Genomic DNA, 16586 nt, shown 5'->3' with positions numbered 1-16586 from the left:
CTTCTTAATCCAGGCGCCGCGGGGTTTTCCATGCAGTCAGGCCAATAAACAAAATTGCGGAAGCAATCAGCAGTAACAGGTTTATCATCAATATCGTACTGATATTTCCAGCCAGAAAGAGCGTGTGCAGGCTACTGACAAAATAACGGGCAGGGATGAAATAGGTCACGGCCTGAATAAACGCAGGCATGCTGTTTATTTCAAAAATAAAGCCGGAAAGCATAATTGCAGGCAGAAAGGCGACATTCAACGCTATCATTGCCGCATTAAATTGGTTGCGTGTAATGGTGGAGATTAAAAGCCCGATACCAAGGGCAGTGGCCAGGTAGAGACTGGTGATCGCAGACAATATCCATAGCGAGCCTCGATAGGGGACATCCAGCACAAATACAGCGACCAGCATACAGAGCGTCATGGCGAGCGATCCAAGCACTTGATAAGGCAAAAGCTTAGAAAGCAGTAATTCGATACGGGTAATTTGGGTGGAAAGCAGGGCTTCCATCGTACCGCGCTCCCATTCACGGGCAACAACCAATGATGTCAGAATGGCGCCAACGACGGTGATGATAATGGTGATTGCGCCGGGAATGATAAAATGCTGGCTGATGGTTGCTGGATTGAACCAATAACGGACTTGCATATCAATCAATGGATTAGCCGGGTTTCCCTGATCCTGCCCCCTTTGTTGCAACCAAATCTGCCATACGCCTTTGGCGTAATTTTGCACAAAGCTTGCGGTATTCGGTTCACTGCCGTCAGTAATGACTTGAATTTGTGCTTTACCATCAGAACGGGCAAGTTGAGCATCGAAATTCACAGGAATGACAATCAGCCCACGTATTTCTCCTGATTGCATCATATTAATTAATTGCTGACGGTTATCGCTGATTTTAGGCTCAATATAGGGCGAACCGGCAAAAGCCTGTATTAACTCGCGGGCATCTTCACTTTGTTGTTCCACCAGAATACCAATACGGACGGTGCTGGAGTCGAGATTAATGCCGTATCCGAAGATAAACAGCAGAATCAGTGGAATGACAATAGAAATTAACCCGCTGGTGGGATCACGTAAGATCTGTTTTGTCTCTTTGATACAAAGTGCTTTCAATCGCCACCAGGAGAAGCGGACAGCCTTCTGTGGAGCATGTTGCTTTGGATTGCTCATTGCGGCTCCTCATCGTAATTAACGACCAAATCAATAAATGCCTGTTCCATTGATGGATCAGGGTTTTCATCGGTAGCGACCAACTGTTTCAAATCGTCCGGTGTGCCGGCGGCAATCAGTTTACCGCGAAATACCAGCCCTATCCGGTCACAATATTCGGCTTCATCCATAAAGTGAGTGGTCACCATAACAGTGACGCCTTTATCTACCATGCCATTGATATGTAACCAAAATTCACGTCGTATTTGTGGATCGACACCCGAAGTCGGTTCGTCCAAAAACAGAATATCTGGTTCATGCATCAGTGAGCAGGAAAGGGCAAGCCGTTGTTTATATCCCAATGGCAATTCGTCGGTTGTCTGATGTAAAACAGGTTTGAGATTGAAGGCTTCGACCATCCCGTCAATTTTCTCTTTTTGTTTGCGCCCTTGCAGGCCATAAATGCCTGAAAAGAATTTCAGGTTCTGTTCAACCGTCAAGTTACCGTACAGTGAAAATTTTTGCGCCATATAACCCAGATGCTGACGGGCTTTCCCGGAACTGGTCTTCAAATCCATCCCCAATACCAGCGCTTTACCGCCAGTCGGCACTATGAGCCCGCACATCATTTTGAACGTCGTGGATTTACCGGCACCATTTGGACCCAGCAGGCCAAAAATTTCTCCGCGTTTCACCTGAAAATCAACATGATCAGTGGCAGCAAAATCACCAAATTTCTTGGTTAAATCCTGTGCTTCAATCACCGTTTCGGTGGGATTAGCTTCAATCTGCGGCATGATTTCCGCCAGTTCTGAACGGCGGGCAGGATCACCGCCGAGTAAATCAATAAAAGCATCTTCAAAGCGCGGAGCCGCTTTAATGATTTCAGCATCAGGTAGTGCAAGCTGATTAAGCAGTTCTTGCGGTGAGGCATCAGGTTTAAGAATAAGACGGACATATTTTCCCTGAATCACGCCATCGGTTACCTGTGGCAAAGTAAGAGCACGTTGCAGCGTTTTTCTGCGGGAATTCTGTTTGGCGCCAAGCAGGAAAGAACGTCCGGACATCGTTTGGGTCAGTTTCTGTGGTTGCCCGCTATAGAGCGATTTTCCTTGGTTGAGTAACAGAACATCGCGGCACCGTTCAGCTTCATCCAGATAGGAAGTACTCCAGAGGATCAGCATGCCATCATCTGCCAGCTCGTGAACCATCCGCCAGAGTTCGCGGCGGGCTATCGGGTCAACACCTACTCCGGGTTCGTCCAGTAGCAGAACTTTGGGCTTGCCGAGCAGAGTACAGGCCAGCCCCAGTTTTTGCTTCATGCCGCCTGAAAGTTTGCCCGCCAGTCGTCCGGTAAAATGGGTCAGGTCAGTAAAAGTGAGTAATTGTTCATAGGTTTTTTTACGTTCATCACCCAGTACACCGCGCAGATCCGCATACAGATTCAGGTTTTCTAAAACCGTCAGATCTTCATACAGGCCAAATTTCTGAGGCATATAACCCAGTTCAAAGCGTACCTGTACACCATGTTTAATCGGATCAAGCCCCATTATTTCAATAGAACCACTATCTGGTTTCAGTAAGCCAGCCAACATGCGTATCAGCGTGGTTTTTCCTGCCCCATCCGGCCCCACAAGCCCAGTAACAGAGCCGCCGTAGATCTCTGCGGTCAAGCTGGATACCGCAGGATTATTCAGGCCAGGAAAAGTTTTCTCTACTTTTTCTAACCTTATCGTGTATACAGAGCTGTTCATCACAGCCCCTTATGCGTCTGAATCAGAAAAATGCAGGGTAACCGGCATACCTTGACGCAGAGAATCATCCGGGTCAGTAACGATAATACGTAACCGATAGACCAAATCAGTGCGCAGATCAGGTGTCTCTACATTCTTTGGTGTAAATTCGGCTGTTGGTGAAATAAAGCCAATTTTACCGTGATAGGGCTGATCTTTACGGCTGTCAGTGTAGAGTAAAATTTCACGTCCTGGTGTTGCTTGTCCAAGATGGCTTTCACTGATATAGGCTCTTACCCAAACGGGATGGGTCAGAGAAAGCGTAAACACGGTATTGCCCGCCGCTAGCATGGTGCCCGGTTCAATGGCGCGGGTCAGGATAGTGCCGGATGAGGGGGAAGTCAGGTGAGTATCTTGTAAGTCCAATTCAGACTGAGCAACAGCCGCTTCGGCTTGAGCAAGCTGGCCTTTGGCTTCTGCAATTTCTTCTTTACGGTAGCCGGTTTCGAACTGATTCAGTTTATCTTTTGCCGCTTGTAAAGCAGCCAGCGCCTGATTGCGGTTAGTTTTGGCATTGTCCAGCTCGTTGGCTGAAATCATTTTACTTTGCCATAAACCTTGTTGGCGTTTGAAGAAACTGTCGGCAAAATGCCAAGCGGCCTCGCGTTGTGTCACTTCTGAACGCACTTGCGCAACTTCTTCCGTGCGATAACCCTCTTCCATCATCGCCAGGCGTGCTTTAGCACTATCGCGTGTGGCTTGCGCTTTATTGAGCGCGTTAATAAATGGTGCATTGTCCAGCTGACCGATCACCTGATTAGCATTGATAACATCACCTTCATCAACTTGCAGGTTGGCAAGTTTACCACTAACCCGGAAGCTAAGATTGACAGTGCGTATATCTACGTTGCCGTAGAGTGTCAGCGTTTTATCATTTTTATCTTGATAATAGTAACGTCCTAAAATTGCGCCAAGAATAACAGCAACGACCAGTATTGCGAGGGAGAGTTTTTTGTTGTACATGATATTCCTTGTTCTTTTATTTCTTTGAGTTATGTTTTTTCAGTCCATTCAGTAATAAATCAATATGCTGGATGAGGATCTGATCAATTAATTTATATTCTTCTGGCCCGATATTATTCCAGCCTGTCTGACGTAATAAGGTTTCCCGCGCCATTCGGAAAGAGAGAATTTCACCCATCAGAGCGTGAGTATGGAGCATGGTGGAAAGTTGATGTTCACTAGCACCGATATAGCAGGCGATCAGTTTATTTAATCTGTTGTGGAGAGGCACCAGAGCTTGCTCATGGATGAGGGTATAAGCATCAGTGGGCGCGAGTTGCTCTCTGGCCATGATCCGGCTGATATTAATGCTCTCTTTTTCAATCATCAGGCGGTTAACGCCAAGAAATCCTTCGTGAATCATCCGCAATATATTGTCTGGTGAATAAGGTGCTGATGATGAAAAAAAATCATCAATCTCTTTAAAAAGATGAGTGAACTCAGTCTTGATTGTGTCAGTAATATACTGAGCAACTGCCTGATAGAGCCCCTCTTTAGAGCCAAAATAGTAAGCTATGGCAGCAATATTCTGTTGAGCGCGTAATGCGATTTCTCTGGTTGTCGCGCCGGTTAATCCTGATTTACCGAAAATTTCAAGAGCGGCTTCGAGTAGCTGTTGTTTGGCTTGCTCGCCTCTGGGGGTTTGGACGTTGTTGACTGACATGGACATGAATCCTATTGGAAATAATCAAAAGACTTAAACAAAATATCAATCAAATGGCAAACTCTATACTTATAGTAAATCAATGTAAATTGCATAAAAATGTCATGGATCATGAAAACTACGGGGCAAATACCTGTAGTTTTAGTTGCATTATCAGAAAGTATATCTGGTATAATAGCTATGATATGGAGCATTGCAGTTTGTGTTTTTTCCTTTTGTGGTATTTACCGCGTCTGATTTTCTTCCCATAAAACTGCCCCTGAATGTAGTTCAGGAATGGTGAAGTCTGGAGCATTTCTTATTTATGAGTTTTGAATCACTTGGCTTAAGTGCTGATATTTTGCGTGCCATTGAAGAACAAGGTTATTCAGCGCCAACGCCAATCCAACAGCAGGCAATCCCTGTTGTATTAGCAGGTAAAGATTTATTAGCGAGCGCTCAGACTGGCACAGGTAAAACTGCGGGTTTTACTTTACCCATGCTGCAACGGCTCAATGACTCCCCTGTTCAGATGAAAGGGCGCAGGCCGGTCAGAGCGTTAGTCCTGACGCCAACCCGTGAATTGGCTGCTCAGGTTGGTGAAAATGTACGTGACTACAGCAAACACCTCAGACTTCGTTCTCTGGTGGTTTTTGGTGGTGTCAGTATTAACCCTCAGATGATGAAATTGCGTGGTGGGGTTGATATTTTGGTCGCGACACCGGGCCGCTTACTGGATCTTGAACACCAGAATGCGGTTGATTTATCGCGGGTGGAAATTCTGGTATTGGATGAAGCCGACCGTATGCTGGACATGGGTTTTATCCATGATATCCGTCGGGTACTGAATAAGTTGCCACCGAAACGGCAAAATTTACTGTTTTCTGCCACCTTCTCTGACGATATCAAAAGTTTAGCCAATAAATTATTGCATGATCCTGTTAGCGTCGAGGTTGCACGCCGTAATTCCGCTTCTGAACAGATTGAACAACTTGTCCATTTTGTCGATAAAAAGCGTAAAGGTGAGCTGCTTTCTTTCCTGATCGGCAGCCGTAACTGGCAACAGGTTTTGGTCTTTACCCGTACCAAACATGGCGCAAATCGTCTGGCAGAGCAGTTAAATAAGGATGGTGTAACCGCTTCAGCCATTCATGGCAACAAAAGCCAGGGGGCCCGAACCCGTGCGCTGGCTGATTTTAAAGATGGTAGCATCAGGGTGCTGGTAGCGACAGATATTGCTGCCCGTGGTCTGGACATTGATCAATTGCCTCATGTCGTGAATTTTGAATTGCCTAATGTTTCTGAGGATTATGTCCACCGTATTGGTCGTACTGGTCGGGCAGATGCGACAGGGCAGGCGCTTTCTCTGGTATGTGTTGATGAGCACAAATTGCTGAAAGATATTGAACGCCTGCTGAAACGGGAGATTCCCCGTATGGCGATCCCCGGGTATGAGCCGGACCCAACCATCAAGGCTGAACCTATTCAGAATGGTCGCCAGGGGCGTGGCGATAATCGGCAGAAAAATAGCCATCGCCGTTCTGGAGCACCTTCGCGTCAGCGTAGCCGTAATCATGCGGATACATCAAATAAAGCGTCTGGTGCCAGAGGTTAGTCAATGCGGGTTTTGCTGGCTCCGATGGAAGGGGTGCTGGATTCTTTGGTCAGGGAACTTCTGAGTGAAGTCAATGAGTATGATCTGTGCATTACGGAGTTCTTGCGGGTTGTCGATAGCCTGTTGCCGGTAAAATCGTTTTATAAGCTTTGTCCTGAATTACGTAATCAAAGCCGGACACCGTCCGGCACTTTGGTGCGGGTTCAGCTCCTGGGCCAGTATCCGCAATGGTTGGCGGAAAACGCGGCGCGGGCGGTTGAATTAGGCTCCTGTGGGGTTGATTTAAATTGCGGTTGTCCATCAAAAACGGTCAATGGCAGTGGCGGCGGAGCAACGTTGCTGAAAGATCCTGAACTGATTTATCAGGGGGCAAAAGCGATGCGTGAAGCGGTGCCTTCTCATTTACCTGTGACGGTTAAGGTTCGCCTGGGTTGGGATAGTGGTGATCGGCAATTCGAAATTGCTGATGCAGTACAACAGGCGGGCGCTACGGAAATAACTATTCATGGGCGAACCAAAGAGGATGGTTATAAAGCGGAACGCATTAACTGGCAAGCGATTGGTGAAATTCGTCAACGCCTTGCTATTCCGGTGATTGCCAATGGTGAGATTTGGGATTGGCAAAGTGCGCAGGATTGTATAAATGTGACAGGCTGTGATGCTGTCATGATTGGCCGGGGCGCGCTTAATGTTCCCAATTTGAGTCGGGTTGTGAAATATAACGAGTCAAAAATGCCCTGGCAGGACGTGGTTCAATTACTGCAAAAATATGTCCGGTTGGAAAAGCAAGGTGATACCGGACAATATCATGTTGCCCGCATTAAACAGTGGCTCGGTTATTTGCGGAAAGAGTACCAAGAAGCGACAACACTCTTTGAAGAGATAAGGAAATTAAAAACGTCTGCTGATATAGCGCATACGATCTCTTTGGTGTGACTGACAATGAAAAGAGCAACTATAGAATTTATCCCATTAGGGCTATTATACCCTTCATCTTTCAAGTTGCTGCTTTGTTGGCTGCGTTCACTTACCCCAGTCACATCGTTATCTATGCTCCTGGGGAGGCGTTCACTTGCCGCCGCGCTGCAACTTGAAATCTATTGGGTATATTTTATTTTGCTCTTCTTTGTCATAAAGAGTGAACTTGGATAATGCTCAGACAAAAGCGTGCCTATAATCATATAAGTCGGTTAGTCTTTTTGATGATTAATTTTATTCCACTCGTCGCGAGTTATTTCCCATATTTCTGAGAGCATTCTTCCACTAACATAGTCTTTGTTCTCTAGTCTTATTAATCGCATACCATTTTTAATTGATATTTTCTTTGAGGCAATATTGTCACTGGATTTAGGTGTTCTGAGTACTTTACGATTCAGGGTATTAAACCAAAAATCAGTGACTACTTGAACTGCTTCGGTCATAAATCCATTCCCATGCCATTGTGGATCTAGCCAGAAACCCCTATTATTATTTTCTTGATCATCTAGCGATATCATTCCTATTATTATTGATGGATCATCCTTCTTTCTTATAGTCCAGAACCATGCATTTCCTTCCGTCATTGATGGCAGCGCGATCTGATTTATAAATTCCAGGGCGCCATCATCTGGATAGGGCCATGGGGTGCTTGCTGCATTATATTCGTGTCAAGAGAAAGTTTATTTAATTTAATAATAATGACTATAAATGATTCTGGCAGAAATGTATTACCTACCGGTGATAAAGTAGGTCGATAAGTTGGCCGTGGTTGACGGTTGTGTTTTTGTTGAATATTGCTCTTATTGTAATAAATGGAACCTTTAAATAAGGTTCCATTTTTATTAAATTAAAAAAGATTCAATGAAGACAAGATTATCTGGTATCGACTGCTCCGTCTTGAATCATAGATGAGAAAAAATGATTAATATTGCGGGAGAGGCCATCATTAATCACAACAATATCATAATTAGTCGGCAGATTAGAGCTATCATTAACTTTAATGAAACTCATACCATACTCTTTTGCATATGCCTCGATATGTTGAAATACGAGTTGTTCAATAAAACCTGGAGAAGGTTCTAACATAGGTGTAGTGAAAGGCAGATCTGGAAAAAGTTGGGTGTAATTTTTATCCTTCACCAGTAAGAGAAAACCGCTAACGGGCAGATATAATACAGGGTAGAGAGCTTTAATTTGTTCTAATCCTTTTGTATACCAGGCTAGGGTAACAATATCTGTACGATTATGGATCCGGAGAAATTTACTTTCATAGCTCGGTAGAGATGTTCCGTTAAAAACAGATTCGGTATAGGATGCAAAAATATCGTTACCGGCAGTTGGGGCAGCAAAGGAGCAAACATTAATACGAATATTATTGTTTCCTTTATCAAGGTAGCGCCTCTTTAAATACAATCCAAGAGTAGAAGCCATTACACCGCCTAAACTGTGTCCTGTAAGAGTAATATTTTGTATCCCTTTTTCCAGAGCAATTTTATCAATTGCATCGATGAGTGATTCCCCATAACCAGGCGTGTTATTACTTTTTATTTGGTTGATAATATAGTCTAATGTTATGTGTATTCCCTTTGAAATTTTTGCATTTTTAGGGGCTTTTGAGTCCCAAATTGACCAATTTTCAGTTTTACCCACATTAAAATTTTCATCATACCAGTTGACATCAGACCATGATCCGCGAATAACAATTCGATAGTCATTTGGGGTTTTGAGATCTTTCACCATGAATAAAACGTGATCATCTTTCTTATCGACAACACTTGTTTTCTTGTCAACACTGCCTACACGAAAAACAGCAGGTCCCCAAACGAGAGAGAATCTATTTGCTGTTGCTTTACTACTTGCTAATGATTTTTGAATATTTTCTGAAACGAGAGTGGGTTCTGGTTCGGCGGTTATTAAACTTCCTGAGCTAACAATAAAGCCTAACGCAAGGTTTATTTTTTGATCTTCAAAAGAAATAGTCATTTTTACTTCCAAATTTTTAAGATGATAAATATTGATCTGATGTTTTAACTTAAACATCAATAACCAATGCTTCTGGTATTTCATTTAAATAAAGACAGAGTTAAGGTTAATAGTAATCTTTAAATCTGTCGGATGGGAGTATATGATTTTTTAATGTTAATTTATTTAACAAAATAAATTATCTATAATGAACTTTAAAATAAGTGATAAAAGTTATACTATGCTTTTTTAATATTTCCGATGGAAAATAATTTATATGGGTATTTACAAAGTTGAGTGATAATGGATTGGCGTTATTTTGGTGATATGTGGAGAAAATAATTTCCTTATTCAATTTAAGAATAGTTTATTGAAACTAATGGAACCTTTAATAAAGGCCCCATTATTGCTAATTAAAAAATAGATATGATATACCCTTCATCTTTCAAGTTGCTGCTTTGTTGGCTGCGTTCACTTACCCCAGTCACATCGTTATCTATGCTCCTGGGGATGCGTTCACTTGCCGCCGTGCTGCAACTTGAAATCTATTGGGTATAGAACAAAATTATGTAATATTGATTTTACCTTTGATTAAAAACGAGAAAATATCGATAATACTTTGCAATAGGGTATCGTTAATCACAACAATATCGTAATCAGTAGGTGGGTTCGAACTGTCATTAGTGGCTATGAAACTCAGCCCATACTCTTTGTGATATGCGTGAATATGTTGATTTCCTATGTTAATGAATAAGTCTTCGAGGGACTTTATCGGTATCGTCGGAATTTCTGAATGAAAAGGTAAATCTGGGAAAATTTGAGTGTATTTTTTATCCTGGACAAGAAGGATAAGAGCATTAACTGCTGCTGTTAATATCGGATAGATAGCTTTAACTTTCTCCAACCCATTGATATGCCAGGCCAGAGGGACGACATCTATACTATTATGAATCCTTATAAAATCACTTTCATAACCAGCGGATAATGCTTCATTAAAAACAAATTCAGAATAGGAGGCGAAAATATCATTACCGGCAGTTGGGCCGGCAAAGGCACAAACATTAATGCGAATATTATCGTTTCCTTTATCAAGATACTGCCTCTTTAGATATAAACCAAGGGTAGAAGCCAGTATGCCTCCTAAACTGTGTCCTGTGATGGTAATATTTTGTATCCCTTCTGTCAGAGCAATTTTATCGATGGCGTCAGTTAGCGATTCTCCATAACCCGGAGGATTGTTGCTTTTTATTTGGTTGATAATATAACCTAATGCCAAATTTGTTCCGTAAGCAATCTTAGCATTTTCAGGCGCTTTTGGATCCCATTTTGACCAGTCTTTAGTGTTACAGACAATCAGGTCTTCATTAATCCAGTTAATATCAGACCATGACCCCCGAATGACAACGCGATAGTCATTTGGATTATGGAGACTTTTTACAATGAATAAAACGTGATCATCCTTTTTATCTATAGTACTTTTTTCTTTATCAGCACTACCAACACGAAACACTGCTGGTCCCCAAACAATAGAAAATTTATTTGCTGTTGCTTGACTGCTTTCCAATGATTTTTGAATATTTGCCGAAACGATGCCCGGCTCTGGTTTTGGTGTTTTCATGCCTCCAGAATTAATAATAAAGCTCAGTGCGAGATTTAACTTCTGATCTTCACGAGAAATAGACATTTTCACTCCCTATTTTTTCATATGATAAGTGTTAATTCGAGCTATCAGTTTAAAATTTAAGATTTAATTCTTTTAGTCTTCCATTCAGATAAAAAACAGGATTTAACTTAAAGTTAATAATAACTTTTAAATCTGTCAAATAGGTACATGGAATTTTCTTATATTATTTTATTTGGTCAAAGTGTGAATTATTTATTGTGAAATTAAAAACAAACTATAAAATTTATATATTGAATAATTATACGTAAATATTATTATGGATTATTAAAGAAGTAAATGATAATGAATTAATAATATTTTAATGATATATAAATAAGAACAATTTTATTTATATATACCCTTCATCTTTCAAGTTGCTGCTTTGTTGGCTGCGTTCACTTACCCCAGTCACATAGTTATCTATGCTCCTAGGGATGCGTTCTCTTGCCGCCGCGCTGCAACTTGAAATCTATTGGGTATAGTTAAGTGACGATTATTTAAATCAATGGAGCCTTTAATAAAGGCTCCATTGTTGTTAAGTAAAATACAGATCTAATATAACCAAATTATACAATATTAGTGTTATTTTAAGTTAAGGAAGCGGTATAAGCAAGAAATAGGCGACAATATCTTGAGATAGATTACTGTTAATAACGACAATATCATCAATAGGTGGTTGAGTGCCGTCATTCACTTCAATTAAATTCATGCCGTATTTATATGCATATGCTTTAATATGTTGAAAGATGACCTGATTATTTAAATCTGGTGATGATTCTAAAATTGGTGCTGTAAAAGGTAAATCTGGTGTGAGTTTTGTGTAACCTTTATCTTTCACAATCAGGACAATCTTGTTAAACTTATTAATTAATTTTTCATCTATTTTAATTAATGGTTCATAGATAGTTGGGATCTTTTCTAATCCATCCAGGTGCCAAATTAAGGAAATAATATCCTTACGGTTATAGATCCTTAAAAAGTGACTCTTATAATTCGTTGTTGATATGCGGTTAAAAACAGATTCAATATAAGATGCAAAAGTACCATTACTAATAATTGGGCTGGCAAAGGCACAAACATTAATACGAATATTCCTTTTTCCCTTATTAATATATAATTGTTTTAAATATATTCCAAGAGTAGAAGCCAATGCACCTCCCAAACTGTGCCCGGTGATGGTAATATTATGTATTCCTTTTTCCAGGGCAATTTTATCAATTGCATCAATGAGTGATTCTCCATAGCCTGGCGTATTGTTACTTTTCGCTTGGTTAACAATATAATCTAATGCTAAATGTGTTCCATAAGAAATCTTAGCGTCTTTGAATTCTTCAGGGATATTCGGATCCCAGAGTGACCAATTTACCGTTTCATGCACTGCAAAGTTTTCAACCTGCCAGTTAACATCAGACCATGATCCCCGGATAACAATTCGATAGTCATATGGGAATCTGCGATTTCGCACAATAAATAAAACGTGATCATCTTTGTTATCTTTAGAGTTTTCCCCATTATTAACCCGGAAAACAGCCGGTCCCCAGATGATAGAGAATCTGTTGGCGGTAACTTTACTTTTTTCCAATGATTCTTTAATATTTTCCGAAACGATAGCCGGTTCGGATTTTTCTGTTATTATACTGCCTGCACCACTGATAAAGCTGAGTGCGAGATTTATCTTTTGATCTCTAAGAGAAATAGTCATTTTTACTCTCCATTTTTATTATATAGATTCTGATATGATGCTCTGATTAAAGTATCAATACTCAACCCTTTTAATTTTCTGTTTAGATAAATTCAGAGTTGAATTTTAAATTAATAATAATATTTAAATTTGTCAAATATATGCGTTATATTATTTTATATCACTTTGTCTGATAAAAAAGAGTGTTGATTAATAAGTTGAAAGCAAATGGGATAAGCAGAATCGTGAAATATAACGATATAGAAATTATCTTTTAGATTTGTGCAATTTCCAAAAAATATATTAATTTGTTTATTAAAGGGCATAGGGTAAATATGCCCTTGGGTATTTAATTACTTCTCAAGTGGCAGGGTATCATCTGCGCCCCATTCAGCCCATGAGCCATCATATAAATAAGTATTTTTCTTGCCGATGATATCTAAACCCAATATTAAAACAGCGGCTGTCATACCAGAGCCACAACTGGCAATAACCGGTTTGTTTAAATCAATACCTTGTTTAAGGAAGATATCTGCAATTTCAGTTTCTGATTTAAAGTGACCATTCTCTACTAACATAGTCCATGGAACGTTTTTACTGCCGGGAATATGGCCCATTCTTAACCCAGGGCGTGGTTCTGGTGCTCTAGCCTGAAAACGGTCCATTGCTCTGGCATCAACAATCTCAGCTTGTGGATCATTTAACGAATCCAGAATTTGTTTCAGTGATTTCACTTTGCCGGCATTGAAATTGGTGTTAAAAACCTGAGAATGACGTTTTACTTCACCTGATTCTGTTGGAAATCCGGCCTGTTGCCAGCCTTGTAAACCGCCAGCAAGAATACGGATATTACGGCTGCCGAATACCTTGAATGTCCACCATGCGCGGGGAGCGGAGAACATATTTCCCTGGTCATAAATCACGACCAAATGATTCTCGCTGATCCCCATTTCACCAACAGCCTGACTGAAAGTTTGCGGATCTGGCAGCATATGGGGTAGCCCACTTTGATGATTGGCAATTTTATCCAAATCAAAAAATTGGGCGCCGGGAATATGTGTATTCAGCCAAAGCTGATGACAATCAATTTGCGGAGGTGGTGGCGGTGCAGTCGCATCAAGGATGACGAGGTTTTCATCATCAAGATGATCTTTTAGCCATTGTGGACTGACAAAGTATGCATTATTCATGGGATCCCTCACTTAATACAAAAGTATAGATAGTGTCGCGCCCCGTTATTGCTGCTGTATCGGCGCTATGGTTGTCTCTTGCTGTTGACTGGCTGGTGATTCTATCGGTGTGGTTGAGCGGGTATATATATTAAGACCCGCCAGGAATACGCCACCGATTGAACCGAATGCAAAGAGTGCGATGAAAGTGATAAATAGTTTTTTCATTTTTGTTCTCAACTGCCATAGAAAACAGGCAGTATATCGGGTTCTGAATAGCTGACAAGGTAATAACCAATTTACTTTACGGATAATGAATAATTCTTTGAACTGATTAAGTAAATGAAATTAGCTTACTGTTATTGCTGATAAAGTTTTTCGCTAAGTTTTTATTGGCATCATAATTTACAGAAATTGGGATTAAATTATCAATCTGGTTTTGTTTCTCGATATACTGCTGATTTCGTTCTTGCTCTGTGGGACAATGGCGTTCCGGTTTTATGGCAGCAGAGTTCAATGGCACTTTCCAGTTCAATAAAAAATCAGATAAGCCAGTGGTATAAGGCATTACCTCAGCATATCAATGGTTTTATTCCCCGCACTCCACAGAGGCAGATGATTGCTGAAGTTGCAAAAACGCTTGCTGATCAGGAAGGGCGCCATTTGGTCATTGAAGCGCCGACCGGAATCGGTAAAACCCTTTCTTATCTGCTCCCTGGCATTGCGATCAGCAGGGCGGAAAGTAAGCCATTAGTTGTCAGTACCGCTAATGTTGCTTTACAGGATCAGATTTACAGTAAAGATCTCCCTCTGTTGCGCAAAATTATTCCTGATCTGAAATTTACCGGTGCTTTTGGGCGTGGTCGTTATGTTTGTCCGCGTAATCTTGAAGCCATCTGTGCAGCTGATGGTGAACAGATAGATTTAATGCTTTTGGTTGAGGACAAAACAGAACTTGCCAGTAGCGAAGAGAGAGAACTTTGTCGCCGGTTGCGCAGTGACTACACAACGTTTGCCTGGGATGGATTGCGTGATCACCATAAATTGGCTTTGTCCGATACTTTGTGGGCGAAAGTCAGTACGGATAAGGCGAATTGCCTGGGCCGTAACTGTCAGTATTATCATCGTTGTCCGTTTTTTATTGCCCGCCGTGAGATCGAAAATGCAGATGTGGTGGTCGCTAACCATGCGTTAGTGATAGCGGCATTAGAGAGTGAATCGGTACTCCCTGATGCTAAAAATTTGTTATTGGTACTTGATGAAGGGCATCATATACCGGATGTCGCCAGGGATTCTCTGGAAGTTGAAGGGGAAATCACCCTGTTTCAGCTTAATGGTCAGCTAGATACTTTTATCCGTCATGTTGAACAATATCTGGTGCAATTTCGTCCGGCAAAGCCACCACGTCTGGCTAATGCCAGTCGTCTCAATGAACACAGTGAAAAACTACGGGAATGCTTTAAAGAGCTTGCCACTATCGCGCAGGCACTTTTACCTGAAAATAATGAAGTAGATGAATATCTGTTTGAGATGGGTAAGTTGCCGGATAACTTGCGGCTTTGCTGCCAGCAACTGTTTAAACTGACCGATGGTTTACGGGGATTAGCAGAAGCGATACTGAATGCTCTGACTGAGCAAACGGCTAAACAGGATATTGTCCGGTTGCATCGGTCTATTTTGCATACCAGCCGCACATTGGGATATTTCGAAAATATGACTAAACTGTGGCGCCTGGCGGTGCTGGAAGAGTCATCCAATGCGCCGGTGTCAAAATGGCTGAGACGCCGTTATGAAAGAAATCAGTCACACCTCTACTTCCATTGTGCAGGTATCAGAGTCAGTGAACAGCTCAATCAATTGCTTTGGCGTAATGTTCCTCATGTGGTTGTGACATCGGCAACGCTTCGTTCCTTGAATAGTTTTTCCCGTATCCAGGAATTAACCGGGTTAACTGAAACAATGGCTGACCGTTTTGTGACGCTGTCATCACCTTTTGATCATGTAAGTCAGGGGAGATTGGTTATTCCCAAAATGTCATTGGAGCCGACACTTGATAATGAAACTGCTCATTTGGCGGAAATGGCGCGTTATTTCAGGACGCAATTGCTGAGTCAGCAACATAAAGGCATGTTGATTTTGTTCAGTAGCCAAAGGGCAATGGATATCTTCCTCTCTTATGTGACGGATTTACGCCTGATGTTGCTTGTACAGGGTGATCAGCCACGTTATCGGTTAGTTGAAACACACTGTCAGCGTATCAATGAGGGGCAATGTAGTGTATTGATTGGATTGCAATCTTTTGCTGAAGGGCTGGATTTAAAGGGGGATTACCTGTCCCAGGTTCATATTCATAAAATCTCATTCCCTCCGGTTAATAATCCGGTGATTATCACTGAAAGCGAGTGGTTGAAATCACTCAAACGCTACCCTTTTGAAGTACAGAGTTTGCCAAGTGCTTCTTTCAGCCTTATTCAGCAAGTAGGAAGGCTTATCCGTAGTCATGAGTGTTATGGTGATGTGGTTATTTATGACCGGCGTTTACTGAGCAAAAGATATGGCGCGAGGTTGTTGAAGGCATTGCCGGTTTTCCCTATTGAACAGCCGGAAATTCCTTCAGAAGCGGAGATCGGACAAATGAAAAAGGATAAATAACTTACCACTAAAAACTGTAATTTATTTATCCTTTACAAATAAAATCGATATAAAAGGCTATTTATCCTACTTTTTTTAGAAAACAGGTTTTCAATACCAAGCCTTTGAGTTTATCTGCGTTACATTCGATTTCATCTTCGCGATGGTTCAGACGAATATTTTTGATGATAGTACCGCGTTTTAACGTCGCTGATGTGCCTTTTACTTTCAGATCCTTGATGACCTGTACAGAATCGCCATCATTGAGCACAGTACCATTGCTGTCTTTTACTTCGGCATCCATT

Annotated in this window: 13 protein-coding genes and 1 pseudogene; 3 read left to right on the top strand and 11 right to left on the bottom strand. The window is 41.4% G+C overall.

Features of this window, described 5'->3' with window-relative positions; all coding sequences use genetic code 11:
* Positions 1–4: 4 nt before the first annotated feature.
* From LGZ99_RS03760 to cecR, 4 genes are read right to left on the bottom strand one after another with little or no spacing between them, the layout of a single operon-like run.
* The gene (locus LGZ99_RS03760) at positions 5–1165 is read right to left on the bottom strand and encodes an ABC transporter permease (RefSeq protein WP_023045419.1); all 1161 of its coding nucleotides are present in this window, start codon (positions 1163–1165) and stop codon (positions 5–7) included.
* Positions 1162–2898, bottom strand: a complete 1737-nt coding sequence (locus tag LGZ99_RS03755; protein ID WP_262978853.1) for an ATP-binding cassette domain-containing protein — start codon at positions 2896–2898, stop codon at positions 1162–1164. Before LGZ99_RS03755 ends, LGZ99_RS03760 begins: the two co-directional genes overlap by 4 nt.
* A 9-nt stretch (positions 2899–2907) precedes the next feature.
* Entirely contained in the window at positions 2908–3900 is a 993-nt protein-coding gene (gene hlyD / locus LGZ99_RS03750; protein WP_036838127.1) for a secretion protein HlyD, read from the bottom strand.
* Positions 3901–3916: 16 nt separating this feature from the next.
* Positions 3917–4603, bottom strand: coding sequence for a transcriptional regulator (gene cecR, locus LGZ99_RS03745; protein WP_023045422.1), 687 nt, complete (start codon positions 4601–4603; stop codon positions 3917–3919).
* Between the two features lie 304 nt (positions 4604–4907).
* Here cecR and rhlE point away from each other — a divergent pair, with 304 nt between their 5' ends.
* Together rhlE and dusC are read left to right on the top strand one after the other, a co-directional pair.
* Positions 4908–6197 carry an ATP-dependent RNA helicase RhlE gene (gene rhlE, locus LGZ99_RS03740; RefSeq protein ID WP_021325713.1) on the top strand — a complete coding sequence of 430 codons (1290 nt, stop codon included), beginning with the start codon at positions 4908–4910 and terminating at the stop codon, positions 6195–6197.
* A gap of 3 nt (positions 6198–6200) precedes the next feature.
* On the top strand, positions 6201–7133 hold the full coding sequence (dusC, locus tag LGZ99_RS03735) for a tRNA dihydrouridine(16) synthase DusC (protein ID WP_021325714.1): 933 nt from the start codon (positions 6201–6203) through the stop codon (positions 7131–7133).
* A 254-nt stretch (positions 7134–7387) separates the two neighbouring features.
* Here dusC and LGZ99_RS03730 read toward each other — a convergent pair.
* From LGZ99_RS03730 to LGZ99_RS03705, 6 genes and pseudogenes are all read right to left on the bottom strand, one after another.
* Positions 7388–7810: pseudogene (locus tag LGZ99_RS03730) on the bottom strand (GNAT family N-acetyltransferase); the annotation flags it as partial.
* A gap of 238 nt (positions 7811–8048) precedes the next feature.
* Positions 8049–9158, bottom strand: coding sequence for a lipase family protein (locus tag LGZ99_RS03725; protein WP_036837506.1), 1110 nt, complete (start codon positions 9156–9158; stop codon positions 8049–8051).
* Positions 9159–9702: 544 nt separating this feature from the next.
* Positions 9703–10821 (bottom strand): lipase family protein, encoded by a 1119-nt coding sequence (locus LGZ99_RS03720; protein WP_021325749.1) that lies wholly within the window; start codon positions 10819–10821, stop codon positions 9703–9705.
* 571 nt (positions 10822–11392) lie between these two features.
* Positions 11393–12502: a lipase family protein gene (locus LGZ99_RS03715; protein ID WP_021325750.1), complete on the bottom strand. Its 1110-nt coding sequence runs from the start codon at positions 12500–12502 to the stop codon at positions 11393–11395.
* Between the two features lie 332 nt (positions 12503–12834).
* Positions 12835–13671: a 3-mercaptopyruvate sulfurtransferase gene (sseA, locus tag LGZ99_RS03710; RefSeq protein ID WP_023045482.1), complete on the bottom strand. Its 837-nt coding sequence runs from the start codon at positions 13669–13671 to the stop codon at positions 12835–12837.
* 45 nt (positions 13672–13716) lie between these two features.
* A complete protein-coding gene (locus LGZ99_RS03705) occupies positions 13717–13878 on the bottom strand; it encodes a YohO family small membrane protein (protein ID WP_021325752.1) in 162 nt (53 codons plus the stop codon).
* A 288-nt stretch (positions 13879–14166) separates the two neighbouring features.
* Between LGZ99_RS03705 and dinG the strand changes: the two genes are divergently transcribed.
* A complete protein-coding gene (gene dinG / locus LGZ99_RS03700) occupies positions 14167–16302 on the top strand; it encodes an ATP-dependent DNA helicase DinG (protein ID WP_036837417.1) in 2136 nt (711 codons plus the stop codon).
* Positions 16303–16363: 61 nt separating this feature from the next.
* Here the strand turns inward: dinG and LGZ99_RS03695 are convergent, their stop codons facing one another.
* Positions 16364–16585: an alkylphosphonate utilization protein gene (locus LGZ99_RS03695; RefSeq protein WP_021325754.1), complete on the bottom strand. Its 222-nt coding sequence runs from the start codon at positions 16583–16585 to the stop codon at positions 16364–16366.
* Position 16586 lies beyond the last annotated feature (1 nt).

Source organism: Photorhabdus temperata, assembly GCF_025384845.1.
GTDB lineage: Bacteria > Pseudomonadota > Gammaproteobacteria > Enterobacterales > Enterobacteriaceae > Photorhabdus > Photorhabdus temperata.
The sequence above is the reverse complement of the archived record's forward strand: the minus strand, read 5'-3'. Positions and strand labels throughout refer to the sequence as shown.

Excerpts from the sequence above, each read along its gene's own strand:
- LGZ99_RS03760 (WP_023045419.1), bottom strand. The coding sequence starts at position 1,165 with ATGAGCAATCCAAAGCAACATGCTCCACAGAAGGCTGTCCGCTTCTCC.
- LGZ99_RS03755 (WP_262978853.1), bottom strand. The coding sequence starts at position 2,898 with ATGAACAGCTCTGTATACACGATAAGGTTAGAAAAAGTAGAGAAAACT.
- hlyD (WP_036838127.1), bottom strand. The coding sequence starts at position 3,900 with ATGTACAACAAAAAACTCTCCCTCGCAATACTGGTCGTTGCTGTTATT.
- cecR (WP_023045422.1), bottom strand. The coding sequence starts at position 4,603 with ATGTCAGTCAACAACGTCCAAACCCCCAGAGGCGAGCAAGCCAAACAA.
- rhlE (WP_021325713.1), top strand. The coding sequence starts at position 4,908 with ATGAGTTTTGAATCACTTGGCTTAAGTGCTGATATTTTGCGTGCCATT.
- dusC (WP_021325714.1), top strand. The coding sequence starts at position 6,201 with ATGCGGGTTTTGCTGGCTCCGATGGAAGGGGTGCTGGATTCTTTGGTC.
- LGZ99_RS03725 (WP_036837506.1), bottom strand. The coding sequence starts at position 9,158 with ATGACTATTTCTTTTGAAGATCAAAAAATAAACCTTGCGTTAGGCTTT.
- LGZ99_RS03720 (WP_021325749.1), bottom strand. The coding sequence starts at position 10,821 with ATGTCTATTTCTCGTGAAGATCAGAAGTTAAATCTCGCACTGAGCTTT.
- LGZ99_RS03715 (WP_021325750.1), bottom strand. The coding sequence starts at position 12,502 with ATGACTATTTCTCTTAGAGATCAAAAGATAAATCTCGCACTCAGCTTT.
- sseA (WP_023045482.1), bottom strand. The coding sequence starts at position 13,671 with ATGAATAATGCATACTTTGTCAGTCCACAATGGCTAAAAGATCATCTT.
- LGZ99_RS03705 (WP_021325752.1), bottom strand. The coding sequence starts at position 13,878 with ATGAAAAAACTATTTATCACTTTCATCGCACTCTTTGCATTCGGTTCA.
- dinG (WP_036837417.1), top strand. The coding sequence starts at position 14,167 with ATGGCACTTTCCAGTTCAATAAAAAATCAGATAAGCCAGTGGTATAAG.
- LGZ99_RS03695 (WP_021325754.1), bottom strand. The coding sequence starts at position 16,585 with ATGGATGCCGAAGTAAAAGACAGCAATGGTACTGTGCTCAATGATGGC.